This is a genomic window from Agrobacterium tumefaciens (genome assembly GCF_005221385.1).
Classification (GTDB): Bacteria; Pseudomonadota; Alphaproteobacteria; order Rhizobiales; family Rhizobiaceae; genus Agrobacterium; species Agrobacterium tomkonis.
In genome coordinates this window covers 2,252,805-2,275,880 of the sequence record NZ_CP039903.1, presented here as the reverse complement: position 1 = coordinate 2,275,880, position 23,076 = coordinate 2,252,805, and the positions used below count along the sequence as shown (strand labels likewise).

Below are 23,076 nucleotides of genomic sequence, written 5' to 3'. Positions count from 1 at the left end.
GGCAGCGCCTCTTGCCGATCTCCCCCCTTGAGGGGGAGATGCCCGGCAGGGCAGAGGGGGGGTAAACCACACCCACTGAGGCGGACTATCCCGCACCACCAGTTTTACTGTTCCCGCTTCCTCATCAACGCACTCGCCCCCGTCGCAAGGCTCTCCCGCCCCGATGAGCCGGAGGCCTTGGCCAGCAGACCCGGAATAGGCGACGTCTCGCCCTCCTGTGCAGCCGTCAGTGCAATCATCTTTGCGGCGATCCGCGCGATTTCGCGGCGGATGGGTTCGTCATTGCCAGTGCCGCGCACATTCAGCAGACGTTCGGTGAGCGCCGTTCCCTGATTGCGGATGTCCTCGATTTCCTGCTCCAGACCTTCCGGCGACGGTGTCGTCGGCTCAACCATGGGGGAGACCGCGGCCTCCTCCGTGGTCACCGCCTGTGTCACGTCCTCAGCAACGACGGGTGTGGTTTCGAGCGCGGCAGCTGGGGCCGGGACAGGGGTCGCCGGTTGCAACTGGCTCGCCGCTTTCTCAACCGGCACGGCCGGGTTCGGCAGGCGAATGATCATGTCGTTGCTGCGGCCGCCAGTTGCCGCCAGCTGTTCCTTCAGGCGGGCGACTTCCTGATTGCGCAGCGTCAGCATGGTGTCGAGATCGGCATTTTTCGCCATCACAGTGGCGACCTGGTCTTCCAGACGCGTGACCTTGCGGCTTTCGCGCGCAACCGCCGTCATGGCTTCCTTGTTGCGGGCCGCCACATCCTGCAATTCGCGGGTGGCGGTTTCGCCTTCCTTGCGGAAGCGCGAGGCGCTCTGTTTTGCCTGCTCGGCTTCCAGATCGCGGGTGGCGGCGGTGATTTTCGAATCATCCAGCTCGCGCGTCAGATTGGTGAGACGGGCGGTGAGATCAGACATCTGGGCGGCGCGCTCGTTGGCGGCCTGTTCCTGTTGCGTGAGGCTCATGGCAATGGCACCGGCGCGTTCTTCGCTGGTATCGAGGGCGGCGCGCAATTCGCCGATCTCCAGCGTCAGCTCCTCGATTTTCAGCGAAAGGCTGCGGTTCTGTTCGCCCAGCCGATAGGCGTCGCTGGAAGCGGCTTCGTTGGCGAGGCGCAGCGAGGTGTTTTTCTCCCGCTCGGTATCCAGTTCCTGGCGAACCTTGGCGTTTTCAGCGGCGTAAAGCGCGCGCGCCATATCCTTCTGGGCGCGGACTTCCTGCGGGCTGATGGGCATCGTCGCGCGCAGGCGGTTTTCCGTATAGGCGACGATGCGGCGGTGGATCGCGGGTGCAATCAACAGGGCCAGCAGGGTTGCGGTGAGAAAACCCAATCCGAAAAGAATGGCATATTCGATCACGCGGGACAGTCTCCGAAACTCAGATACGCGCGCATTCGGAAAGAGGAGCGCGAAAGCACGTTACGCTATTATTGCAACCGTGGGGAGGGGTCTCCCGGCAATTGCAGAGGCGGTGTCAGCGCCGCTTGTTTCTTCTCCCCGTGGGGGAGAAGTCCGCGGCAGCGGGATGAGGGGGCAAGGGTCATGAGGTGCCGGCAACGTTGCCCCCTCATCCGGCCCTTCGGGCCACCTTCTCCCCGGTGGGGAGAATAAACCTGCCGCAATCTCTCGTCCTATATGCCACCGCTGGCTCCGCTGCACTTTGATTTCAGCGAATCAGAAGGGGTTCCAGGTCGGCTGCTGGGTAAGCTTCAGGTAACCGACATTGATGCCGAGGCGTGCGCCGATGCCGGTGCGGATGGGGGCGAGCGTCACATCGCTGCTCTTCAGATAGGTCATGCCGACGCCAGCGACGATGAAGGCGGAACCGCTGACACCGCCATAACGGCGGTAAAGTGCATCGACGGAGGGAAGATTATAAACCAGCATCATGGCGCGGGTGCCCTGACCGCCATAATCAAGCCCGAGCGACGGGCCCTGCCAGAACACCGGATGCTGGCCGGCATTCTTGGTATAAAGCGTGCCTTCACCATAGGTGAGGCCGGCAACGAAGGCGCCGGAGCCTTCCTGGCCAAGAATGTAACCGTTCGGAAGTCCGTATTGCTGGAAGGCGCGCTCCACCACCTTGGCAAGGCCGCCGGTGGTTTCACCGAAGAATCCGTGGCCTGCATCCACGACTTCCTGGATGGAATATTGATCGCTGGTCTGGGCAAAGGCCGGTGCGACCCACATCAAGAGGCTCGCAAGGAGCGCGAAAATCTTTCCCAGTCCGAGGCGTGCAATGGTGCGGGTTTTCGTAAGGCGCATCGTCATGTCCGTCCGTCTGTTTCGTTAACGCATCAGCCCGAAAAACCGAATCGATTTTCGCAAGGGCCGATGCGTAGAGTCAAAGTTCTACAGCATCTGTCGTGCATCCTGGCGGATACACGGGGCTCCAATGTGGCCTGTTAAGGCATTTGGCATTTTGAAACCATCCTATTAACAATCGGTTTACCAAATATGGTGTCATTATGGCTTAACAATTTCCACACCGTCCGCGCCTCCCTTGCGCAGGAGAGAATTTTATGACGAGCAAACTCAATATCACGCTGTCCGGTCCCGATCTGGCGGCTCTTTTGTGCAGTCGCGTGTGCCATGATGTGATTTCTCCTGTCGGCGCCATCAATAACGGCCTCGAACTGCTGGACGAGGGCGGCACGGATGACGATGCGCTCGATCTCATCCGCACGTCAGCCCTTAACGCATCCGTGCGGCTGAAGTTCGCCCGGCTCGCTTTTGGCGCTTCCGGCTCGGCCGGTGCTTCCATCGACACCGGCGAGGCCGAAAAGGCCGCGCAGGATTTCGCTGCGGCTGAGAAGAAGGCTGAAGTCAGCTGGAACGGTCCGCGGGCCATCGTTCCGAAAAATCGTGTCAAACTTCTGCTCAACCTCTTCCTTGTCGCTTACGGCGCAATCCCGCGCGGCGGCAATGTGGATGTGCTGCTGGAAAGCCCCGATGGCGACGCCAAGTTCGAAATCACCGTCAAGGGTCGGATGATGCGCGTTCCGGCCAAGTTCGTGGAGATTTACGAAGGCCGGCTGGAAGAGGCGGTCGATGCCCATTCCGTGCAGCCCTATTACACGCTGCTTCTGGCGGAAGAGGCCAATATGACGGTGGAATATAAGGTGCATGAAGATCGCATCGTCTTTACCGCAAAGACGGTTGCCGAGTGACCATTCGATTGCGGAGATGATTTTGCGAAAGGGCCGGGATTGCGTCTGCCGACGTGCCGGCCTTTTTTCGTTTTGGGGAGCATGTTCATGGTTCGTCTGACCACCGCTCGCCTTCTCCTTCGGCCACACGCCATCGGGGATGAAGCGCTTTATCGCGCGTTCTGGGGGGCTGATGTTCCACAGATCGAGGGACTTACCGCGATTGCTCCGCTGGACGCGGAACTCGCATTCGCAAGGCTTTTGCGCTTTATCGGCCATTGGTCCGCTTATGGGTTCGGCCCCTTTGTGGTGGAAGAGCGGGCCACGGGGCGTATCGTGGGCGAGGTGGGCTTTGCCCATATGCGCCGTGGAAACGGGGCCGATTTCGATGGTGTTCCCGAGGCGATGTGGAAAATCGATGTCGAACTGGGCGGCAAGGGTGTCGCGACCGAGGCCGTGGAGGCCGTAACCGGGTGGTTCGACAGCAGCGGAATTTCGCAGCGGACCGTCTGCATGATCGATCCGCTGAACAGCCCTTCCTTGGCCATTGCCGCCCGATTCGGCTTTCGGCCATTCCGCGAAACGACGTTCCGGAAACACCCGATCCGGCTTTTCGAACGTGTGGCCGGGGTTTAGACGATTGGTGAGGGCGCTGCCTTGATCGTGTTTCAGTCCGTCCTCAAACCCGTTTGAGGTCTCGGGCGGCGGCGGTTTGAGCCAGGAGTTGGTGCATATCAACTCCTGGAGCATCTCATGCGCAATTTTCTTCTGGCGACAATTGTCATCTTCTCCCTTGTTCCCGCCGCGATGGCGGAAAGCGCCATCGGTTTCAAGCAGATCAAATTGCCTGACGATGCCGGTGCAAGAGCGCTCAATGTATCATTGTGGTATCCGGCTGTTCCGTCCGGAAAAACCGAGGTCGTGGGTGAAAACGCCGCCTTTTACGGCCTTGGGGTTCAACCGGGTGCTTCCATTCCGCCCGGTTCCCGCCCCCTCATTCTGCTCTCGCACGGGTTTGGCGGAAGCTGGCGCAATCTGAACTGGCTTGCCGGAGAGCTTGCGCAGGACGGTTATGTCGTGGCCGCGCCGGATCATCAGGGCGAATCCTTTACCGAAGAGAATGCAGTCGAGGTCATTCCGCTATGGGAGCGACCGCGCGATATCGGCAGAACGCTGACGGCACTTCTTGATGACGATCGGCTGGCCGGCGAGATCGATGAGACGCGCATCGCCGTGATCGGCCATTCCCTTGGCGGCTGGACCGCGATGGAGCTGGTGGGAGGCCGTTATAACGCCGAACTTGCCTTGAAGGACTGCAACGCAGAGAAAACGCCACCGCAATGCAAGGCGCCACGGCTGCTGGCCAAGGTCGGCATCATCGGCGGTGGCAAGGCCGATCCGCGCCTTTCGATGGATTTGCGGGATATCCGCATCCGCGCGGCCATTGCGCTCGATCTCGGCCCGGCCGCCGGGTTTTTGCCGGGAACGCTTGAAGGTGTCGATGTGCCGGTTCTGGTTCTGGCTGCCGGTGTGGAGACGCCGGAGATCGCCGCGATCAGGGCCGATTCCGGTTATATCGCCCGGCATCTGCCAAAAACCACGACGATCTATCGGGAGATACCGGATGCCAGCCACTTCAGCTTCATGCAGCTGTGCAAGCCCGATGGCGAAAAAATCGTCGAAGAGATGTCACCGGGTGAAGGTTTCGTCTGCCGGGATGGCGGGGGGCAGGGGCCGCGCTGAGATCCATGCGCAAATCGCAGAGATAATCGGCGGCTTTCTCAAAGAGAAACTGCATTGAGACGCCTATCCGCCTGATAGATGGAGGGACGCCTCGCTGAAACCTTTCGGTTTTGCGCCGCGTCCCGATTCCTTCAAGCAACGTTGAGCGGGTAATATCGGAAAACGAGATCTTCCGGGTCGTTGCGCGGCGCGGAGGGGTCGGGAGAACCACCGATTCGTTTGGCGACGGCGGCGGATTTGCTGTTTTGCGGTGATACGTAGCTCACCAGCGTGGGCAGCTTCAGGGTTTCAAAGGCCCAGCCACGCAGCGTTATGGCGGCTTCGGCGGCATAACCTTTGCCTTCGTGGCCGTCATAAAGCAGCCAGCCCAGTTCCTTTTCGGGAAATAGCGGGCCGTGATTGATGCCGACCTGGCCGATGCATTCCCCCGTTTCATCAAGCTCGATCATCAGCGCGCCGTGGCCGAAGAAGTGCCAGTTGGCCAGATCGTGGCAAAAAACGCCCCAAGCTTTCCAGAGGTCATAGGGGCCGCCGACACCGAGAGAGCGCGGTGAGGCCATGAAGGCCAGATAAGCGGGGAAATCCGCCATGGTCTGCGGGCGCAATGTCAGGCGTTGGGTTTTGAGAGTGGGGATAGGGTGGTTCATGGCATTGGTCCTTTTTGGGAGTGCCAATATGCGCTTTCTGTTGCGTCCGAATGAAGCGGGCATGTTTTGGCTGTGACGCACAACAAAAAACCCGCTGTCGCCAGCGGGTCTTTTAAAACTGTCCTGTCCTTATAAGAGATCAGGCGGTTTCGAGGAATTCCGTGGCGCCGTCAGGCTCGCGCAGAACATAGCCGCGGCCCCAGACGGTTTCGATGTAGTTTGCGCCGCCAGCGGCATTTGCCAGCTTCTTGCGCAGCTTGCAGATGAAAACGTCGATGATCTTCAGTTCCGGCTCGTCCATGCCGCCATAAAGGTGGTTCAGGAACATTTCCTTGGTCAGCGTCGTGCCCTTGCGCAGCGAAAGCAGCTCGAGCATCTGATATTCCTTGCCGGTCAGGTGAACGCGCTGGCCACCCACTTCAACCGTCTTGGCATCGAGATTGACGATCAGCTCGCCGGTGGAAATGACCGACTGCGCATGGCCCTTGGAACGGCGGACAATGGCGTGAATGCGGGCAACAAGCTCGTCCTTGTGGAACGGCTTCGTCATGTAGTCGTCGGCGCCGAAGCCGAGGCCGCGCACCTTGTCCTCGATGCCGGCCATGCCGGAGAGGATGAGGATCGGCGTCTTGACCTTGGAAAGGCGCAAGGTTCTCAAGACTTCATAACCCGACATGTCAGGCAGGTTGAGGTCGAGAAGAATAATGTCGTAATCGTAGAGCTTGCCAAGGTCCACGCCTTCCTCGCCGAGGTCGGTCGTGTAGACGTTAAAGCTTTCCGACTTGAGCATCAGTTCAATGCTCTGCGCTGTCGCGCTGTCGTCTTCAATCAGTAGAACCCGCATAATTATCCCCTTTGCCGCCCGCGAACCGGTAAAACATTGCCTCGCGCGATGCGGATCCAGACGTTGCCTGATTTGCAGGCTGCCACCAAATGGTTAACAAATTCTAATTGCCTTTGGCAAGGTGTATCGAATTTATTAAGCAAAGAAGGCATTTCGCTGTTTTTGCACGTGAATCCACCATCGCCAAAATTGAAGCTTAACGTGAGGATTTCTCGCTAAGTGATTCAATCGACTCTTACATCGTCTGGCCCATTTTTTTGGACCTGGCATTTACCGACCCTTAAATGATCGTGTTTATCATTAACGATGCCCGTAAACGAAAGGTTAACGACGGTGGTTTTTTATTAACGTCGGGTAACTTTTAGGAATCATTCCGGCACAGGAGTTAACCTTTGCGGAGTGACGGGCGGGTTAAACGGGCCGATCAGGGGGGCATAGTGCCTTTTTGATCCGGGTCTCGCTATCCATGGAGTATTGCGTATGAAGTCGCGTGACAGCCTGGTTCGCCTGAAGGAATTTCAGGTCAATGAAAAACGCCGGCAGCTTAACCAGCTGCAGCAGATGATGTCCGAATTCGAGCGGATGGCAAAGGAACTGGTGCATCAGATCTCGCTGGAAGAGAGCAAGTCGGGCATTACCGATCCGACACATTTTGCCTATCCGACCTTCGCCAAGGCCGCGCGCCAGCGGGCGGATAATCTTCAGGTCTCGATCCGGGAGTTGAAGGCCCAGCAGGAAGCCGCCGAAGCTTCGCTGGAAGAGGTGCAGGCCGAATATGAAAAGGCCGCTGCCCTCGAAAACCGCGACGGAGCAATCCGCGCCCGCGCCTGATATCAGGCGCAACATCGGACGAATGATCGTCCTCATTGACGGCTGCCGGTGGATCAGGAGGCGGCTTTCAATGACGGGACGGCATGCATTTTTTTAAAAGGCCGCCTCTCAGGGGCGGCCTTTTGTTTTGCCGGGTCGCCGTATCTCCCTGCCGCCCGGCCACTCGCTGATTTCGATTGTCCGGGGGTGGGGAAAGGCGTAATTTAAGGGGGTTCCGACCGTGAGCCGGAGGCTTTTACGCGCACGCGCCCCGTGCGGGTGCGGGTGGCTATTGCAGGGAGGGAAAAATGGCCCGCCAATATATTGATTGCCGCGAATTCCCCAGTGACAGCAAATGCACGATCGCCATCTCCGCCGATTCTCCGGAGGAGCTTATGGAAGCGGCCGTGCAACATGCTGTTGCCGTGCATGGCGCAAAGGATACGCCTGAATTTCGCGAGGAAGTCCGCCACAGCATGCATGCAGGGACGCCGCCGCTAAAGGTGGCGTGACGGGAGGCCCGACGCGCATTTATGAATGACGCAATATGGGAACGGTTGTGAAGGATCGAGCGTCTGCCGCTTGTTTCTTCTCCCCGTCGGGGAGAAGTCCGCGGCAGCGGGATGAGGGGGCGAGCGTGCAGCCTATCGCTAGCGTTGCTCATCCGACCCTTCGGGCCACCTTCTCCCTGGCGGGGAGAAGAAGACGCGGCGACGCTTTTGACTATTCTGCCGGCTTACCCCTGGATAACATCCGCCCATTCTTTATGGCGCAGCGTCTGAGCCTTGAAAAACGGGCAGAGCGGAATGATTTTCCAGCCGCCCTTGCGGGCCTCATCAATCGCGTGGGCTGCGAGCGCCTGGCCGACGCCTTTGCCGCGCAGGGCATCGGGCACGCCGGTATGATCGATGATGATAAGGGAAGGGGAGGTGCGCGAATAGGTCATCTCCGCCTTGTGGCCGTCGATGGTTGCCGAATATTCGCCGTGCGATCCGGTTTCGGTGCTGAGAATGTCCATGGTTTGCGCCTCCGTGTTGCTGTTCGTTCTCGCCACTGTAATGGCTTGCGCCTGAATTGAAACAGCGGGAAAGCGAACGCAGCGGACACAAACCGGCGACAATCTTTTACCGTGGGGCGGACATGCTATGCGGGGGGAATCCAAAATCAAACCGAAAACCCCGTCGATAATCTGACGGGGCATTTGAAATTCGGTTTGGGCGCGTTGCCGCGCCGGCGCAATATCAGTGGCGATATTGCTGAATGCGCGTGGTGCGCAGGCCGGCAAGGCCATGATCGGAGATCGAGGACTGCCAGGACAGGAATTCTTCAACGGTGAGCGTATAACGCTCGCAGGCTTCCTCGAGGCTCAACAGTCCTCCGCGTACCGCTGCAACCACCTCCGCCTTTCTGCGAATGACCCAGCGTCGGGTATTGGCAGGCGGAAGATCCGCGATCGTCAGAGGGCTGCCATCGGGGCCGATGACATATTTAACTCGTGGGCGTATCATTTCGGTCATTGGACACTCTATACAAACTCAAGACCATATGACGGGAACTCTATCCCCGTACCTTTAAAAATTGCCTAAGCAGCTCTAGACAATTTATTAAGAATTTGAACGGTTTCGCCTGATCTGTTCGAGTCGCCTTATTTTGCCGGGAAAAAATTTTTCCAAAAATCGCAATTTTTATCGTCCATCGGTTGTTTGCACTCACAGTGCTGCAAGCGAGAGGCATGTTTTCCCGTTACCCTGGGTAAATTCCGCCGTCCCCTCATGCTGCAGCCGCAGGCGGTCGCCGGCATTGAGGGAAAGGATGGAGGTTGCCGACTGCGAGGTGCCTGAAGTCGATGCATTGCCGGCGATGCCGAAGGGGGCCGCCGCGCCGTTGATGAAAAGCGTCACCCGGTGGCCGGAAGAGGAGACCACGGCGAGCATCAAGGCCGCCAGATAAAGACCCTTTGCCGGAACCACGAGTTCGCGCCCGCCGCCGCTCACCGCATCACCGAGCGCAAAGCCGCCCTCGGCGAAGGAGAGCACGGAAAAACCTGCAGCCGTGCCATTGGCAGGTTTCGTCGTGCCCGCCGGCAGGCCGGCGACGGCGAGCGGGCGGTTCCGGCATCGAGACCCGGCCGTCGCCGCTGCAAAGAAGTGCGGTGTGCCATGCGGTGCCATCCTCGCTGGTCTTGATCGAAAACCCGTCATTGCCGGCAAGGCCCATTTCCGCCCGGCCGCTCCATCCTGACTGGAACAGCAGCGAGGCGGTATCGGCCTTGCCCGCCTTGTTGACCGTCAGGCGATGGCTGCCGTCTTCCGGCGCATGGGTGAAGAGGCTGGAGGGGGAGGCGAGCGCCAGACGGTTCGTCGTGTCGGCATCCGTGCCGATGCCAACCCTTTCCATCCGGCCAGCGGCAGGCAGCGGCATGTCGCGCCAGACGCCGTCGTGCAGGATGCGATATTTATCCTCACTGACAAACCAGGCCGTCCAGCCGGGCTGTGGCGTGAACGAGAGCCAGGCGCCATCCTGCTTGAAGGCGAGCCTGCCGCCTTTGCCGGCCCAGTCACCCGCGGCATCCGCGGAGATGAGGAAGCAGTCTCCTTCCGCCGCATTTTCGGGCGGTGTGGCGACGGCGGCCTTGATGGTGAGCTGCACGATCGCATCCAGCCTTTGCAGGGCTTCGTTGTGGGTGACGTGTTTCTGTGCCTGTGAGGGGAGGATATAGGGAAGCCGAAGTCTCGCCGTCTGTTCCGTCATGATGTGCCTTCCGCGCTGATGTGTTCGTTCGCGGGGCATTGTGAGGCGGCGGGGTGGGGTGGGGATGAGGGGGGATGGGATTATTTTGGGAGCTTCGGCGTATGCCGCTTCACCCCCCTCTGCCCTGCCGGGCATCTCCCCCTCAAGGGGGGAGATCGGCAGGAGGCGCTGCCACCACTTCATTCGCAAACGTTGAGATGGGCGAAACCCGCCCGCGAGTCGATCTCCCCCCTTGAGGGGGAGATGCCCGGCAGGGCAGAGGGGGGTAAACCGCACACGCACGTCACAGGAGGTCGCAGAAGACGCCGAGCGCCCGTTACCCCGCGACTTCCACCGCCACCGCCCCTTCGGCAATAAAATCCGGATTGGCCAGCGCATCCTCACCATCACCCCTCACGGCATAGCCGAGCAGCTGGCCTTCGCAATCGAGCGTCCGGCCGCCTGCGGCACGCAGCACGGCGTCGCCGGCGGCCGTGTCCCATATCATGGTGCGGCTGAAGCGGGGATAGATATCGGCGGCCCCTTCCGCCAGCATGCAGAATTTCAGTGAGGAGCCGACGGAAATGCAGTCTTTCAGCCCGTGTTCGGCCACGAAAGCTTCCGTCTTCGCCGTGCAATGCGAGCGGCTGATCAGCGCCACGGGCGAAGCGCCGCGCTGGCGCGCGCGGATGGGGTGGCGGGAAAGGATTGCTCCCTCGCCGGAAATGGCGAGCTTTTCGGCCTTGTTGCCTTCGCCAGTCCATGCCTGCCCGCGACAGGGTGCGTAAACCACGCCCGCAACCGGAGCGCCGTTGCGGATAAGCGCGATATTGACGGTGAAATCGTCCTTGCCGGAAATGAATTCCTTGGTTCCGTCAAGCGGATCGACCAGGAAGAATTCCTTGCCCGTTTCCGGCAGAATTCCGTTTGAGACAGCCTCTTCGGCGATCACGGGAATGTCGGGAAAATGAGCGGCCAGCGCCGCAAGAATAATTGTTTCGGCGCGTTGATCGGCCTCGGTCACCGGCGAGCAGTCATCCTTATAAGACACATGCGGGCCGGCGCGATGGACCGCCATGATTGCCTGCCCGGCGTCCAGCGCCGCTTTCGTCAATATGTCGATCATCTCTTTGCCGTTGCCATCCCGTGCCGGGATCTTTCGATCCCCAATGTCGCTACTCCTTTGCCCGTCGCCCGTCAAATAATGGCGGTAGACAAGACTAAAATAAGCATTCCAGCGTCATTTTTTCAGCACTTCCTGCCGAAATCATGGCTCTTTTGACCGGGAAACGGGCAGATGGTGTGGAAATTCCAAATTTTGTGCAGGATCGCCTGTTTTTGACTTCACATTTTTAGCGAACACGATATGCATTTTGGGAGTGGGGATGCCCGCAGGGGCTCCCCCTATAATTAACATAACGAGGCGTGGCCCATTTGAGGCCATACCCGGGGGAAAGACATGGAGTATTTTATCCAGCAGCTCATCAACGGGCTGACTCTTGGATCGATCTATGGCCTCATCGCTATCGGCTATACGATGGTTTACGGCATTATCGGCATGATCAACTTCGCCCATGGCGATATTTTCATGCTTGGCGGCTTCGCCGCGCTGATCGTTTTTTTGATTGCAACATCGTTTTTCGCCGGCATTCCGGTGGCGCTTCTTCTGCTTCTGATGATGGTCGTCGCCATGCTGATGACCGGCCTGTGGAACTGGGTCATCGAGCGCGTCGCCTACCGGCCTCTGCGCGGCTCATTCCGGCTTGCACCGCTGATCACCGCCATCGGCATGTCGATCGCGCTGTCCAACTTCATCCAGGTCACCCAGGGCCCGCGCAACAAGCCGATCCCGTCCATGGTGACGGAAAGCTATCATTTCGGCGCCATCACCGTATCGCTGAAGCAGCTGATCATCATGGTCGTTACCTCGGTGCTGCTGTTCGCCTTCTGGTACATCGTCAACAAGACCCCGCTCGGCCGGGCGCAGCGCGCCACCGAACAGGACCGCAAGATGGCTGCCCTGCTCGGCGTTGATGTCGACAAGACGATCTCCATCACCTTCATCATGGGTGCGGCGCTGGCGGCTGTCGCCGGTACGATGTATCTGATGTATTATGGCGTGGCTTCGTTCAGCGACGGCTTCGTTCCCGGCGTCAAGGCCTTCACCGCGGCCGTTCTCGGCGGCATCGGCTCGCTTCCGGGCGCCGTTCTCGGCGGCCTTTTGATCGGTCTGATCGAATCCCTGTGGTCGGCCTATTTCTCCATCGCCTACAAGGATGTCGCGGCATTCGGCATCCTGGCTTTCGTGCTGATCTTCAAGCCGACCGGTATTCTCGGTCGTCCGGAAGTCGAGAAGGTGTGATCCCATGACCAATATCGCTTCCGAAAATGCCGCTTCCAGCCCGAGCCTGATGGCAACGGCGGTGAAGGAGGGGCTGATTGCCGGCGTCGTCTCGTTCGGCATGTTCATTCTCTACATCGGCATCATCACCTATCAGGATATCAACAACCAGCTGATCTGGGGCACCCGCTGGGGGCTGCTGGCGATCTTCGTCGCCGTCGCCGCCATTGGCCGTTTCCTCGTGGTCGGCTTCTTCAAACCGTCGATGGATCGCCGCAGGCTTGCCAAGGCAAAAACCGGCATTCTGGAAATCTCCGAGGACAAGGGCTTTTTCCATAAGCACTTCCTCAAGCTGGCGCTGGTTCTGCTGCTGCTTTACCCTGTTATCGCCGTGCAATTGTTCGGTTTTCAGGGTTCGCTGAAATTCGTCGACAATTTCGGCATCCAGATCCTCATCTACGTGATGCTGGCCTGGGGTCTCAACATCGTCGTCGGGCTGGCCGGCCTGCTCGATCTCGGCTACGTGGCCTTTTATGCGGTTGGCGCTTATTCCTATGCGCTGCTGTCCAGCCAGTTCGGCCTGTCCTTCTGGGTGCTTCTGCCGCTTGCCGGCATTCTCGCGGGCTTCTGGGGCATCATCCTCGGTTTCCCGGTTCTGAGACTTCGCGGCGACTATCTGGCGATCGTCACGCTCGCCTTTGGTGAAATCATCCGTCTCGTGTTGCTGAACTGGACAGATGTGACCAAGGGCACCTTCGGTATTTCCGGTATCGCCAAGGCTTCCGTCTTCGGCATCTGGTCTTTCGATGTCGGCGCGCCGAACAACTTCGCCAAGGCGTTTGGCCTGTCGATGTCATCGGCCTATTACAAGATCTTCCTGTTCTATGTGATCCTGCTTCTGTGCATGCTGACGGCCTACGTCACGATCAAGCTGCGCCGCATGCCGATTGGCCGCGCCTGGGAAGCGCTGCGTGAGGACGAAATCGCTTGCCGTTCACTCGGCATCGATACCGTCATCACCAAGCTCACCGCCTTTGCGACGGGCGCGATGTTCGGCGGTTTTGCCGGTTCGTTCTTCGCGGCGCGTCAGGGTTTCGTGTCGCCGGAAAGCTTCGTGTTCCTCGAATCCGCCGTCATCCTCGCCATCGTCGTGCTTGGCGGCATGGGGTCGCTGACAGGTATTGCCATTGCCGCCCTCGTCATGGTCGGCGGCACGGAGCTTCTGCGTGAAATGGAATTCCTGAAGCACATCTTCGGGCCTGATTTCACACCGGAACTCTATCGTATGCTGCTGTTCGGCCTCGCCATGGTCATCGTCATGCTGTTCAAGCCGCGCGGCTTCGTCGGCTCGCGTGAACCCACGGCCTTCCTCAAGGAGCGCAAGGCCGTGTCCGGCAGCTTTACCAAGGAAGGTCACGGTTGATGGCTTCCGGAACGATGAACATGACATCCAATGCGAACGGCAATACGACGGGCGACACGATCCTCAAGGTCGAACATCTCTCGATGAAGTTCGGCGGCCTGATGGCCATCAACGACTTCTCCTTCGAGGCGAAGCGCGGTGAGATCACCGCGCTGATCGGCCCCAACGGTGCTGGAAAGACCACGGTTTTCAACTGCATCACCGGCTTCTACAAGCCGACGATGGGCATGATCACCATGCGCCAGCAAAGTGGCGAGGCGCATCTTCTCGAGCGCCTGCCGGATTTCGAAATCACCAAGAAGGCGAAGGTGGCGCGCACCTTCCAGAACATCCGCCTGTTTTCGGGCCTCACGGTTCTGGAAAACCTGCTGGTGGCGCAGCACAATGCGCTGATGAAGGCCTCGGGTTACACCATTCTCGGTCTCCTCGGCCTGCCTGCCTATAAGAGGGCGGTTGCAAGCTCGATCGAGAAAGCCAAATACTGGCTGGAAAAGGCCGATCTGATCGACCGCGCCGACGACCCGGCCGGTGATCTGCCCTATGGCGCGCAGCGCCGTCTGGAAATCGCCCGCGCCATGTGCACGGGGCCGGAGCTTCTGTGCCTCGATGAGCCGGCCGCCGGTCTCAACCCGAAGGAATCGCTGGCGCTCAATGCGCTCTTGCGCGGCATCCGCGATGAAGGCACGTCGCTGCTCCTCATCGAGCATGACATGTCCGTTGTGATGCAGATTTCCGACCATGTGGTGGTTCTGGAATATGGCCAGAAGATTTCCGACGGCACGCCGGACCATGTGAAGAACGACCCGAAGGTCATCGCCGCCTATCTGGGTGTCGAGGATGATGAAGTGGAAGACGTGATTGCGGAAGAACTCGACGGAGGAGCGGCCTGATGTCCGGTGAACCGCTTCTGAAAGTCCAGGGTGTCGAAACCTATTATGGCAATATCCGCGCTCTGGCCGGTGTCGATGTCGAAGTCAACAAGGGTGAAATCGTCAGCCTGATCGGCGCCAATGGCGCCGGCAAGTCGACGCTGATGATGACCATCTGCGGCAGCCCGCAGGCGCGTGCCGGCCAGGTGATCTTCGACGGCGAAGACATTACCCAGCTGCCGACGCATCTCATCGCCCGCAAGCGCATTGCCCAGTCGCCCGAAGGCCGCAGGATTTTCCCGCGCATGACGGTGCTGGAAAACCTGCAGATGGGCGCCAATCTCGACAACCTCAAATATTTCAAGGAAGACGTCGAGAAGATCTTCGTGATGTTCCCGCGCCTGAAGGAACGCCAGAGCCAGCGGGGCGGCACGCTTTCCGGCGGCGAGCAGCAGATGCTGTCCATCGGCCGCGCGTTGATGGCAAGGCCGAAGCTGCTTCTGCTCGACGAACCGTCGCTCGGTCTCGCGCCGCTGATCGTCAAGGGCATCTTCGAGGCGATCAAGAAACTCAACCAGGAGGAAGGGCTGACCGTCTTCCTGGTGGAGCAGAACGCCTTTGCCGCGCTGAAGCTTTCCGACCGCGCTTATGTGATGGTCAACGGCAAGGTGACGATGAGCGGTTCGGGCAAGGAACTGCTGGCCGACCCACAGGTTCGCGCCGCTTATCTGGAAGGCGGACGGCACTGAAAGATTTTACTTGCGCCGCAAATTTTGCGGCGCAAAACTGCAAACGGTGTTCAGCCGCTGCCTTCGTGCAACGGCTGCACACAAAACAATAAAATGCCCACCGGCAAAACGGCGGGACGACAGATAAGGCAGGGTCTGGGCATTTTCGCCCGGCACTGATGGGGAAAGAGATGCAGGGCCTTTTTTTCGAAACCGATAACGGCGTGCGTTATGTTCTGCGCGCACTGGTTGTCCTCTTGGGTTTCTGGACGGCATGGCGCACGGGCAAGTCCGTGGCCGATGGCTGGGGCGATTATACGCGTGTGGTGATCTATACGCTGGCATTGGGGCTGGTGATGCGCTTCCTGCATCACGCGCTCTTCAACGGGCCGTTCATCAACGGCTTTTATTACGTGTTTGACGTCGTTCTTCTTCTGGTCTTTTCCAGCATCGGTTTCCGCATGCGCCGGACAAGCCAGATGGTCAATAACTACTATTGGCTATACGATCGCACGTCGGCATTTTCCTACAAGAAGAAAGATTGACAGGCGGATTTTTCCGGCTGCACAATGCTCGTCAGAGTGGAACGGTTTCTGTTCGGTTAAGGTGGGTACCGAACAGGTCCTTGCAATCAACCCATCCAAGGAACTGGGAGTAAAGTAATGAAGAAGTCTCTTCTTTCCGCTGTCGCGCTGACCGCCATGGTCGCCTTCGGCGGTTCGGCCTGGGCCGATGTCGTGATCGCTGTCGGCGCACCGCTGACCGGCCCGAACGCTGCTTTTGGCGCTCAGATCCAGAAGGGTGCCGAACAGGCTGCGAAAGACATCAATGCCGCCGGTGGCATCAATGGCGAGCAGATCAAGATCGTGCTGGGCGATGACGTATCCGACCCGAAGCAGGGTATTTCGGTTGCCAATAAATTCGTTGCCGACGGCGTGAAATTCGTCATCGGTCACTTCAACTCCGGCGTTTCCATTCCGGCTTCCGAAGTCTATGCCGAAAACGGCATTCTCGAAGTGACGCCGGCTGCAACCAACCCGGTCTTTACCGAGCGTGGCCTGTGGAACACCTTCCGCACCTGCGGTCGTGACGACCAGCAGGGTGGCATTGCCGGCAAATATCTTGCCGACCACTTCAAGGACGCCAAGATCGCCGTCATTCACGACAAGACCCCCTATGGTCAGGGCCTTGCCGATGAAACCAAGAAGGCAGCCAATGCGGCCGGCCTGACGGAAGTCATGTATGAAGGCGTCAATGTCGGCGACAAGGACTTCTCGGCGCTGATCTCCAAGATGAAGGAAGCCGGCGTTACGGTCATCTACTGGGGTGGCCTGCACACCGAAGCCGGTCTGATCATCCGCCAGGCGGCCGATCAGGGCCTGAAGGCGAAGCTGATTTCGGGTGACGGCATCGTTTCGAACGAACTGGCGTCCATCGCCGGTGACGCTGTCGAAGGCACGCTCAACACCTTCGGTCCCGATCCGACGCTGCGCCCGGAAAACAAGGAGCTGGTCGAGAAGTTCAAGGCCGCCGGCTTCAACCCCGAAGCCTACACGCTCTACTCCTATGCAGCCCTGCAGTCGATCGCAGGCGCGGCAAAGGCCGCCGGTTCCGTCGAGCCGGAAAAGGTTGCCGAAGCTCTGAAGAAGGGTACCTTCCCGACTGCACTCGGCGACATCTCCTTCGATGAAAAGGGCGACCCGAAGCTTCCCGGCTACGTCATGTACGAGTGGAAGAAGGGTCCGGACGGCAAGTTCACCTACATCCAGCAGGGCAGCTAAGCCTTTCTGCGATACACGATCGAAGCCCGGCAGCGATGCCGGGCTTTTTGTTTTGCAGCTTCTGCCTGCCACACTGGAGACAACAAGGCGGGAAACAAAAGCCTCTCACGAAAACTGCAATGGGGGGTGGCAATGACGATAAAGCGGGCCTTGTTTCTGTTCCTTGTTCTTGCCGTGCTGGCGGGCGCGCTTCTCGGCCTGCACGCCTTCAGCAAATCCCGCACGACACAACTCTTCGGGACCATCATCGCAAGGGTCGAAACGGAGAAGCCCGTCGTGGCGCTGACATTCGACGATGGACCTTCGGCGCGCTTCACGGAGAGTGTCTTGACGACCCTCAGGGAGCGCGGGGTGAAAGCGACTTTTTTCCTGACGGGTAAGGAAACCGAAGAAAACCTGCCGCAGGCGCGGATGATCGTGGGCGCGGGGCATCAGCTCGGCAATCACAGCTATGCGCATTCGAACATGATGCTGATGGGACCGGCGCGGATCAGGGAGGAAATTGAGCGCACCGACGTGGCCATTCGGGCCGCGGGCTACGGAGGCGAGATCATGTTCCGGCCGCCCTATGGCAAGAAGCTGGTGGCCTTGCCCTGGTATCTTTCCCGGCATGAGCGGAAAACCATCATGTGGGATGTTGAGCCGGAATCGTTTCCCGATGTCGCCGGGGATACGGCTGCCTTTGCAAAACACGTTATCGAGCAAACGAAAAACGGCTCGATCATCATCATGCATGTCATGTATCGAAGCCGCGAGATATCCCGGCAGGCCTTGCCCTTGATCATCGACGGTCTGCGTCAACGCGGGTTTGAATTCGTCACCGTTTCGCAATTGCTGGACAGTCGCTGAGGCCGGTTCAGCTGCCTGCGGGGTGCCGTTCAACCGATCCGCGTCAAGATAAAGTCTGCACGTTCTTCGATGCGTGTTTTGGGGAGCACGACGATGTCGTAGCCAAGCGCGTCATAATCGCGGAGCAGACGCTTGTATTCCTCGACCGCCGCATCGAAATCGTGTTTGCGTTCGCTGTCGCCCCTGTAGATTTCCGGCCATGGCGGGGTGAGGAAGACCAGACGGTTATACCGGTGTGCATCCCGCAGCGTCTCGATGAAGGCATCGCCATTTATGTGTCGAAGCGCTGAGGCGGCATCGATGAGGCCGCGATCGAAGAAGATTGGGCCTTCCGGCGGGGCCTTTTGCCGGTCTTCGAGCGCCATGGCGATGGCGCGGCGGGCGAAGGCCTCCATGTCGATCCATGGCAGGGCGGTGCCGTTGTTGCGGGTTTCTTCGATGACGATGCGGCGGCCCGGTTCCTCGACGGTGGCGAAACCGCGTCGGGCAAGCTCGGCCAGAAGCGTGGATTTTCCGCCGCCGGAGCAGCCGGAAAGGATGATGAAACGGTCCATGGGTGTTTGTTCCTGTTGGGTCAGCGGATCGGACTGTGATTTTGGGTGATGGGTCGCCGCGAGTTTCTTCTCCCCGAGGGGGAGAAGGTGGCCCGAAGGGTCGGATGAAGGGGGAAACGTTGCCGGATTTGCGGAGAGCTTGCCCCCTCATCCCGCTGCCGCGGACTTCTCCCCCTCGGGGAGAAGAAACAAGGGGCCGCCGCTCGACGAATGAGTGGACGTTGCGCGCTCAAGCGGAAAATATATGCCGGACGAACCTTAGCATATTAACGGCGGTCGTCACCCCTGATGCAATATATGCGCCGCCTTCACAGCCGCCGATGCCCGGTTTTCCACGCCGAGCTTCACATAGATCTGTTCCAGATGCTTGTTCACGGTTCTCGCGGAAAGGCCGAGAATATCGCCGATATCGCGGTTGGATTTGCCCTTGGCGATCCACAGCAGCACTTCCGATTCCCGTGTTGTCAGGGCGAAATGGTTTTTCAGCAGGTGGTCGTCGGATTTCTCGTTGGCGGCGGTCAGGCGGAAGAGATATTCGTCCGGTCCCATCGCGCCGAGGAAGGAGAGTTGCAGGGCTGGCCTGCCGGCCTCGGTGATCGTCAGGGGCGTGTCGCGGGCGGCATCCACCGTCACCCTGTCCGAAAGCCAGCCGGAAATATGGGCAACGACGATCTCCAGCCCGTCATCGCGGCCGGTGGCGGCGTTGACGAGCCGCGTCGCCTGCGGCGTCGACCAGTGGATGACGCCATTAGCGCGCACGGCGAGCAGGTGGCGGCCGGCGGCGTCGAGCGCGACGCGGGCGCTTTGGGCCGAGCGGGCATTGGAAAGATGCACGCGGATGCGGGCGCGCAGCTCGTCGATGTTGATCGGCTTGGTCAGATAATCGACGCCGCCGGATTCGAGCGCCCGCACCACATGTTCGGTCTCGGTCAGCCCGGTCATGAAGATGACGGGCACCTGCGCCACCGCCGCATTGGCCTTCAGGCGGCGGCAGGTCTCGAAACCGTCCATAACAGGCATGACGGCGTCGAGCAGGATGATATCGGGCGTAATGCGTTCGGCAATGTTGAGGGCTGCCTGGCCGGAGGTGGCGATGAGGGCGGAAAAGCCGGACTGTTCCAGCGCATCGGTGAGAAACCCGAGCGCTTCCGGGCTGTCATCCACCAGCAATACAATGTCTCTCGGGGCTGCCGCCGCCTGACCGCTCATGTCGTGCCGTCCCCCGTGTCGTTATCCGCAAACCGTTTGAGAAAATGCGCGTAACCGGCCAGATCGAAGGCCTGCACATAGGTGCCGAGTTCCTGCGTGAAGGGCAGGTTATCCGTGTTGCGGGCAAGATCGGCGAGTTTCGCCTCTATGCCGCGTATGTAGCCTATTTCACCGAGACGCTGCAAATCCTGAATGTGAATTGCGCCGGGATGGACGATCTGCGCCACGGGCGGCGGCGATGGCGATGGCGGCATATCCGCCTCGTAGATCCATTTGAGGCCGAGATGCACGGCGAGCCTGTCGCACAGGTGGCGGATATCGACCGGTTTGGCGATGGCGTCGTTGTGATTGTCTTCTCCCGCACCCGCCACGGTTCCGTCGCCGATATTGGCCGAGAGCATGATGAGCGGGGCGGTCTGCCCGGCTTCCCGCAGTTTCGTCACAAGCTGCCAGCCGGTCATGCCGGGCATAGAAATATCGATGAGGAAGAGGTCGGGCTTCACGCCCTCGATCAGCGTCAGGCATTCCGGCCCGCTCTGGGCGGTCAGCACCACGAAATCGAGCGGGGAGAGTACTTGCCGCATCAGCTCGCGGTGGTCCTCATTGTCATCGACCACGACGATGGTGCGGCGCGGGCCGGAATAGGAGCGGATGGTCTTTTCCGCCGCCGGCGCCGTGCTTGGCCGGTGCACGGCAGACAGCATGAGGCGCACGCGGAAAGTGGAGCCATTGTCCTTTTCGCTGGAAACGGAGATTTCGCCGCCCAGCGTATTGGTGAGAAGCCTCGTAATGGTCAGGCCAAGGCCGAGGCCGGGCATGGGGCGCACGCTGTCTGCCTCGCCGCGCTGGAAGGGCTCGTAGATGCGGGCGAGGTCCTTTTGTGCAATACCGCGGCCGGTATCGGAGACGGTGAAACTCGCCACCTGGCTGCGATAACCGACATCGAAGGTGACGGTGCCCTCATCGGTGAATTTGATGGCGTTGGAGATGAGGTTGACGAGGATCTGGCGCAGCCGCTTTTCATCGGTGCGGACATATTGCGGCAGGGCGCGGGAGCGGTCATGGCGGAACTCCAGCCCCTTGGCCTGCGCCTGCGGGCGGAACATATCGACGATCTGGTCGAGGAAATCCTGAATATTGATCTCGTTGGAATAGACCTGCAAGCGGCCCGCCTCGATCTTGGAAATATCGAGAAGCCCGTCGATCAGGCCCGACAGGTGATCGGCCGAGCGGCGGATGACCTTGATCGCCGATTGCCGGGGTTGGGGGATGGTGTCGTCGCGTTCGAGGATCTGGGCATAACCCAAGACGGCGTTGAGCGGCGTGCGCAATTCATGGCTGAGGCCCACCACATAACGGCTCTTGGCGCGATTGGCGGCCTCGGCCGTTTCCTTGGCGTCCTGAAGGGCGGCGTCGGTCTTCTTGTGGGCGGCGATTTCCTTGAGCAGCAATGTGTTCTGGCGCGAGGATTCCTCTTCCGCCACCACCCGGCTGTCATGGGCAAGCACGAGGAACCAGCAGACGATGCCGGCAATGACGGCGAAGACAAAAAATACGATGAGGATGGTGCGGTTCACCACATCGGCCGTTTCCGGCGAGGCGGTGCCGACCTGATGGGCGATCATCGCCAATATGCCGCCGATGGCGGTGACGGCAATCGCCGCCGCCATGCCATAGCGTCCGAGCCGGGTAGCGAGCTTCGCCACCAGCTGATCCGGCAGGAAGGATTTCGCGACGGTCGCCACCTGATAGTTCAGCTTCGCCTTCGGCTTGCACATGTCATGGCAGCGGCTGTCCAGTGAGCAGCAGAGCGAACAGATCGGTGCGGCATAGGCGGGACACCATGCCATGTCTTCCGGCTCGAAAGGGTGCTCGCAGATGGAGCAGGTGATGGTGCTTTCTTCGCGCCATTTCTGGCGCGGCTTGCGGGCGAGATAAAATTTGCCTTTCGTGCCCCAGGCAATCAGCGGTGAGGCGATGAAGGCGACGATCAGCGTCAGATAGGGCGCGAGCGAGGCGGCGAGCGGGCCGAAAGCGCCGAAATGCGCCATCAGGGCGATGGTGGCCGAAAGCGCCATGGAGCCGACACCGACGGGGTTGATATCGTAAAGATGGGCGCGCTTGAATTCGATGCCCGGCGGGGCAAGGCCGAGCGGTTTGTTGATGAAGAGATCGGCGGAAATGGTGCAGAGCCACGCCATGGCAATAATGGAGAAGATGCCGAGCGTTTCTTCCAGCAGCCGGTAAATGCCGAGTTCCATCAGAAGCAGCGCGATCGCCACGTTGAAGACCAGCCAGACGACGCGGCCGGGATGGCTGTGGGTGAGGCGCGAGAAAAAGTTCGACCAGGCGAGCGAACCCGCATAGGCATTCATGACATTGATCTTCAGCTGCGAGACGACGACGAAGGCAACCATCAGCAGCATGGCGGCGGTTTCGTTGGGGATCATGTAACCGAAGGCGGTGAGGTACATCTGGGCCGGATCGGCGGCGCGATCCACCGAGACGCCGGAACTGAAGGTGAGCACCACGAGGAAGGAGCCGGCGAGCAGCTTCGGCACGCCGACGACGACCCAGCCGGCGCCGGCCAGGAAGACGGCAAGGCGGTGGCGAAGGCGGCTCTGGCCCTCGGCAGGCAGGAAGCGCAGGAAGTCCACCTGCTCGCCTATCTGCGACATCAATGCGAGGATGACGGCCGAGGCCGCGCCGAATTCCACGAGGTTGAAATCCGCCACCGTGCCCGGTGGACCGGAAGCGTGGTGAATGCCGGAAAAGGCCCGCCAGAGATCGTATTTTTCCCAGTCCATCAAGGCGATGAAGATGAAGGGCAGGACGTTCAGCACGATCCAGAAGGGCTGGGTGATGATCTGGAAGCGGCTGATGAGGCGCACGCCATGGGTGACGAGCGGAATGACCATGACAGCCGAGATGATGTAGCCGATCCACAGCGGAATGCCGAGCGCCAGTTCCAGCGCGCCGGACATGATCGACGCTTCGATGGCGAAGAGCATGAAGGTGAAGGCGGCATAGATCAGCGAGGTGATGGTGGAGCCGATATAACCGAAGCTTGCGCCGCGCGTCAGAAGATCGATATCGACACCGTGGCGGATGGCGTAACGGCTGATCGGCAGGCCGACGGCCAGCATGGCGATGGCGGCGACGAGGATGGCGTAAAAGGCGTTGGTGGTGCCGTAGGAGAGGGTGATCGCCCCGCCGATGGCTTCCAGCGCCAGAAAGGAAATTGCGCCGATGGCGGTGTGGGAGATGCGGTTTGAGGAAAATTGCCGGGCGCTTTTGGCGGTGAAGCGCAGCGCATAATCTTCCAGCGTCTGGTTGGCGACCCAGCGGTTATATTCGCGCCTGACGGGGATGATGCGTTGCCGTGCGGCCATGCCTATCGAGCGCCTTTCCG

Annotated in this window: 21 protein-coding genes and 2 pseudogenes; 12 read left to right on the top strand and 11 right to left on the bottom strand. The window is 59.8% G+C overall.

Going from position 1 to position 23,076, the window contains the following annotated elements; all coding sequences use genetic code 11:
* Nucleotides 1-104 precede the first annotated feature (104 nt).
* Nucleotides 105-1,346, bottom strand: coding sequence for a hypothetical protein (locus CFBP6623_RS11510; protein WP_046801498.1), 1,242 nt, complete (start codon nt 1,344-1,346; stop codon nt 105-107).
* 315 nt (nt 1,347-1,661) lie between these two features.
* Complete coding sequence (locus CFBP6623_RS11505; RefSeq protein ID WP_052818233.1) at nt 1,662-2,258, bottom strand: DUF1134 domain-containing protein; 597 nt, start codon at nt 2,256-2,258, stop codon at nt 1,662-1,664.
* Nucleotides 2,259-2,509: 251 nt separating this feature from the next.
* Here CFBP6623_RS11505 and chpT point away from each other — a divergent pair, with 251 nt between their 5' ends.
* The 3 genes and pseudogenes from chpT (at nt 2,510) to CFBP6623_RS11490 (ending at nt 4,937) form a co-directional block, all read left to right on the top strand.
* A complete protein-coding gene (gene chpT, locus CFBP6623_RS11500) occupies nt 2,510-3,157 on the top strand; it encodes a histidine phosphotransferase ChpT (protein WP_046801496.1) in 648 nt (215 codons plus the stop codon).
* Nucleotides 3,158-3,244: 87 nt separating this feature from the next.
* Complete coding sequence (locus CFBP6623_RS11495) at nt 3,245-3,772, top strand: GNAT family N-acetyltransferase (RefSeq protein WP_046801495.1); 528 nt, start codon at nt 3,245-3,247, stop codon at nt 3,770-3,772.
* Between the two features lie 117 nt (nt 3,773-3,889).
* Nucleotides 3,890-4,937 (top strand): annotated as a pseudogene (locus CFBP6623_RS11490) (alpha/beta hydrolase family protein).
* Between the two features lie 73 nt (nt 4,938-5,010).
* Here the strand turns inward: CFBP6623_RS11490 and CFBP6623_RS11485 are convergent.
* The gene (locus CFBP6623_RS11485) at nt 5,011-5,526 is read right to left on the bottom strand and encodes a GNAT family N-acetyltransferase (protein ID WP_046801493.1); all 516 of its coding nucleotides are present in this window, start codon (nt 5,524-5,526) and stop codon (nt 5,011-5,013) included.
* 139 nt (nt 5,527-5,665) lie between these two features.
* Complete coding sequence (ctrA, locus tag CFBP6623_RS11480) at nt 5,666-6,370, bottom strand: response regulator transcription factor CtrA (RefSeq protein WP_003491823.1); 705 nt, start codon at nt 6,368-6,370, stop codon at nt 5,666-5,668.
* 480 nt (nt 6,371-6,850) lie between these two features.
* Here ctrA and CFBP6623_RS11475 point away from each other — a divergent pair, with 480 nt between their 5' ends.
* Nucleotides 6,851-7,201, top strand: coding sequence for a flagellar export protein FliJ (locus tag CFBP6623_RS11475; protein WP_003491821.1), 351 nt, complete (start codon nt 6,851-6,853; stop codon nt 7,199-7,201).
* A gap of 287 nt (nt 7,202-7,488) precedes the next feature.
* Nucleotides 7,489-7,692 carry a DUF1059 domain-containing protein gene (locus CFBP6623_RS11470; RefSeq protein ID WP_046801492.1) on the top strand — a complete coding sequence of 68 codons (204 nt, stop codon included), beginning with the start codon at nt 7,489-7,491 and terminating at the stop codon, nt 7,690-7,692.
* A 224-nt stretch (nt 7,693-7,916) separates the two neighbouring features.
* Here the strand turns inward: CFBP6623_RS11470 and CFBP6623_RS11465 are convergent, their stop codons facing one another.
* From CFBP6623_RS11465 to cysQ, 4 genes and pseudogenes are all read right to left on the bottom strand, one after another.
* A complete protein-coding gene (locus tag CFBP6623_RS11465; RefSeq protein ID WP_046801491.1) occupies nt 7,917-8,198 on the bottom strand; it encodes a GNAT family N-acetyltransferase in 282 nt (93 codons plus the stop codon).
* Nucleotides 8,199-8,421: 223 nt separating this feature from the next.
* Nucleotides 8,422-8,697, bottom strand: coding sequence for a DUF1153 domain-containing protein (locus CFBP6623_RS11460; protein ID WP_004430042.1), 276 nt, complete (start codon nt 8,695-8,697; stop codon nt 8,422-8,424).
* Nucleotides 8,698-8,889: 192 nt separating this feature from the next.
* A pseudogene (locus CFBP6623_RS11455) lies at nt 8,890-9,931 on the bottom strand (DUF2793 domain-containing protein).
* 316 nt (nt 9,932-10,247) lie between these two features.
* Nucleotides 10,248-11,036 (bottom strand): 3'(2'),5'-bisphosphate nucleotidase CysQ, encoded by a 789-nt coding sequence (gene cysQ / locus CFBP6623_RS11450; protein ID WP_080841868.1) that lies wholly within the window; start codon nt 11,034-11,036, stop codon nt 10,248-10,250.
* 333 nt (nt 11,037-11,369) lie between these two features.
* On the opposite strand from cysQ, the gene CFBP6623_RS11445 reads away from it, so the two are divergent.
* From CFBP6623_RS11445 to CFBP6623_RS11415, 7 genes are all read left to right on the top strand, one after another.
* Nucleotides 11,370-12,272 carry a branched-chain amino acid ABC transporter permease gene (locus tag CFBP6623_RS11445; RefSeq protein WP_046797796.1) on the top strand — a complete coding sequence of 301 codons (903 nt, stop codon included), beginning with the start codon at nt 11,370-11,372 and terminating at the stop codon, nt 12,270-12,272.
* Nucleotides 12,273-12,276: 4 nt separating this feature from the next.
* A complete protein-coding gene (livM, locus tag CFBP6623_RS11440; protein WP_046797797.1) occupies nt 12,277-13,674 on the top strand; it encodes a high-affinity branched-chain amino acid ABC transporter permease LivM in 1,398 nt (465 codons plus the stop codon).
* Entirely contained in the window at nt 13,674-14,564 is an 891-nt protein-coding gene (locus CFBP6623_RS11435; protein ID WP_046797798.1) for an ABC transporter ATP-binding protein, read from the top strand. The genes livM and CFBP6623_RS11435 overlap by 1 nt, the downstream gene beginning before the upstream one ends.
* Nucleotides 14,564-15,292: an ABC transporter ATP-binding protein gene (locus CFBP6623_RS11430; protein ID WP_046797799.1), complete on the top strand. Its 729-nt coding sequence runs from the start codon at nt 14,564-14,566 to the stop codon at nt 15,290-15,292. Before CFBP6623_RS11435 ends, CFBP6623_RS11430 begins: the two co-directional genes overlap by 1 nt.
* Nucleotides 15,293-15,462: 170 nt before the next feature.
* Nucleotides 15,463-15,816: a DUF6867 family protein gene (locus CFBP6623_RS11425; protein ID WP_046797800.1), complete on the top strand. Its 354-nt coding sequence runs from the start codon at nt 15,463-15,465 to the stop codon at nt 15,814-15,816.
* Nucleotides 15,817-15,933: 117 nt separating this feature from the next.
* Nucleotides 15,934-17,052: a branched-chain amino acid ABC transporter substrate-binding protein gene (locus CFBP6623_RS11420; RefSeq protein WP_046797801.1), complete on the top strand. Its 1,119-nt coding sequence runs from the start codon at nt 15,934-15,936 to the stop codon at nt 17,050-17,052.
* Between the two features lie 132 nt (nt 17,053-17,184).
* Complete coding sequence (locus tag CFBP6623_RS11415; protein WP_046797802.1) at nt 17,185-17,901, top strand: polysaccharide deacetylase family protein; 717 nt, start codon at nt 17,185-17,187, stop codon at nt 17,899-17,901.
* A 29-nt stretch (nt 17,902-17,930) separates the two neighbouring features.
* Here CFBP6623_RS11415 and CFBP6623_RS11410 read toward each other — a convergent pair whose 3' ends face one another.
* The 3 genes from CFBP6623_RS11410 to CFBP6623_RS11400 all read right to left on the bottom strand — a co-directional run bounded on the left by CFBP6623_RS11410 (nt 17,931) and on the right by CFBP6623_RS11400 (nt 23,056).
* Nucleotides 17,931-18,455 (bottom strand): AAA family ATPase, encoded by a 525-nt coding sequence (locus tag CFBP6623_RS11410; RefSeq protein WP_046797803.1) that lies wholly within the window; start codon nt 18,453-18,455, stop codon nt 17,931-17,933.
* Between the two features lie 279 nt (nt 18,456-18,734).
* Complete coding sequence (locus CFBP6623_RS11405; protein ID WP_046797804.1) at nt 18,735-19,664, bottom strand: response regulator; 930 nt, start codon at nt 19,662-19,664, stop codon at nt 18,735-18,737.
* Nucleotides 19,661-23,056, bottom strand: coding sequence for a hybrid sensor histidine kinase/response regulator (locus CFBP6623_RS11400; RefSeq protein WP_046797805.1), 3,396 nt, complete (start codon nt 23,054-23,056; stop codon nt 19,661-19,663). The genes CFBP6623_RS11405 and CFBP6623_RS11400 overlap by 4 nt, the downstream gene beginning before the upstream one ends.
* Nucleotides 23,057-23,076: the final 20 nt, after the last annotated feature.

Coding starts and splice junctions, on each gene's coding strand:
- CFBP6623_RS11505 (WP_052818233.1), bottom strand. CDS start 2,258: ATGACGATGCGCCTTACGAAAACCCGCACCATTGCACGCCTCGGACTG.
- chpT (WP_046801496.1), top strand. CDS start 2,510: ATGACGAGCAAACTCAATATCACGCTGTCCGGTCCCGATCTGGCGGCT.
- CFBP6623_RS11495 (WP_046801495.1), top strand. CDS start 3,245: ATGGTTCGTCTGACCACCGCTCGCCTTCTCCTTCGGCCACACGCCATC.
- CFBP6623_RS11485 (WP_046801493.1), bottom strand. CDS start 5,526: ATGAACCACCCTATCCCCACTCTCAAAACCCAACGCCTGACATTGCGC.
- ctrA (WP_003491823.1), bottom strand. CDS start 6,370: ATGCGGGTTCTACTGATTGAAGACGACAGCGCGACAGCGCAGAGCATT.
- CFBP6623_RS11475 (WP_003491821.1), top strand. CDS start 6,851: ATGAAGTCGCGTGACAGCCTGGTTCGCCTGAAGGAATTTCAGGTCAAT.
- CFBP6623_RS11470 (WP_046801492.1), top strand. CDS start 7,489: ATGGCCCGCCAATATATTGATTGCCGCGAATTCCCCAGTGACAGCAAA.
- CFBP6623_RS11465 (WP_046801491.1), bottom strand. CDS start 8,198: ATGGACATTCTCAGCACCGAAACCGGATCGCACGGCGAATATTCGGCA.
- CFBP6623_RS11460 (WP_004430042.1), bottom strand. CDS start 8,697: ATGACCGAAATGATACGCCCACGAGTTAAATATGTCATCGGCCCCGAT.
- cysQ (WP_080841868.1), bottom strand. CDS start 11,036: ATGATCGACATATTGACGAAAGCGGCGCTGGACGCCGGGCAGGCAATC.
- CFBP6623_RS11445 (WP_046797796.1), top strand. CDS start 11,370: ATGGAGTATTTTATCCAGCAGCTCATCAACGGGCTGACTCTTGGATCG.
- livM (WP_046797797.1), top strand. CDS start 12,277: ATGACCAATATCGCTTCCGAAAATGCCGCTTCCAGCCCGAGCCTGATG.
- CFBP6623_RS11435 (WP_046797798.1), top strand. CDS start 13,674: ATGGCTTCCGGAACGATGAACATGACATCCAATGCGAACGGCAATACG.
- CFBP6623_RS11430 (WP_046797799.1), top strand. CDS start 14,564: ATGTCCGGTGAACCGCTTCTGAAAGTCCAGGGTGTCGAAACCTATTAT.
- CFBP6623_RS11425 (WP_046797800.1), top strand. CDS start 15,463: ATGCAGGGCCTTTTTTTCGAAACCGATAACGGCGTGCGTTATGTTCTG.
- CFBP6623_RS11420 (WP_046797801.1), top strand. CDS start 15,934: ATGAAGAAGTCTCTTCTTTCCGCTGTCGCGCTGACCGCCATGGTCGCC.
- CFBP6623_RS11415 (WP_046797802.1), top strand. CDS start 17,185: ATGACGATAAAGCGGGCCTTGTTTCTGTTCCTTGTTCTTGCCGTGCTG.
- CFBP6623_RS11410 (WP_046797803.1), bottom strand. CDS start 18,455: ATGGACCGTTTCATCATCCTTTCCGGCTGCTCCGGCGGCGGAAAATCC.
- CFBP6623_RS11405 (WP_046797804.1), bottom strand. CDS start 19,664: ATGAGCGGTCAGGCGGCGGCAGCCCCGAGAGACATTGTATTGCTGGTG.
- CFBP6623_RS11400 (WP_046797805.1), bottom strand. CDS start 23,056: ATGGCCGCACGGCAACGCATCATCCCCGTCAGGCGCGAATATAACCGC.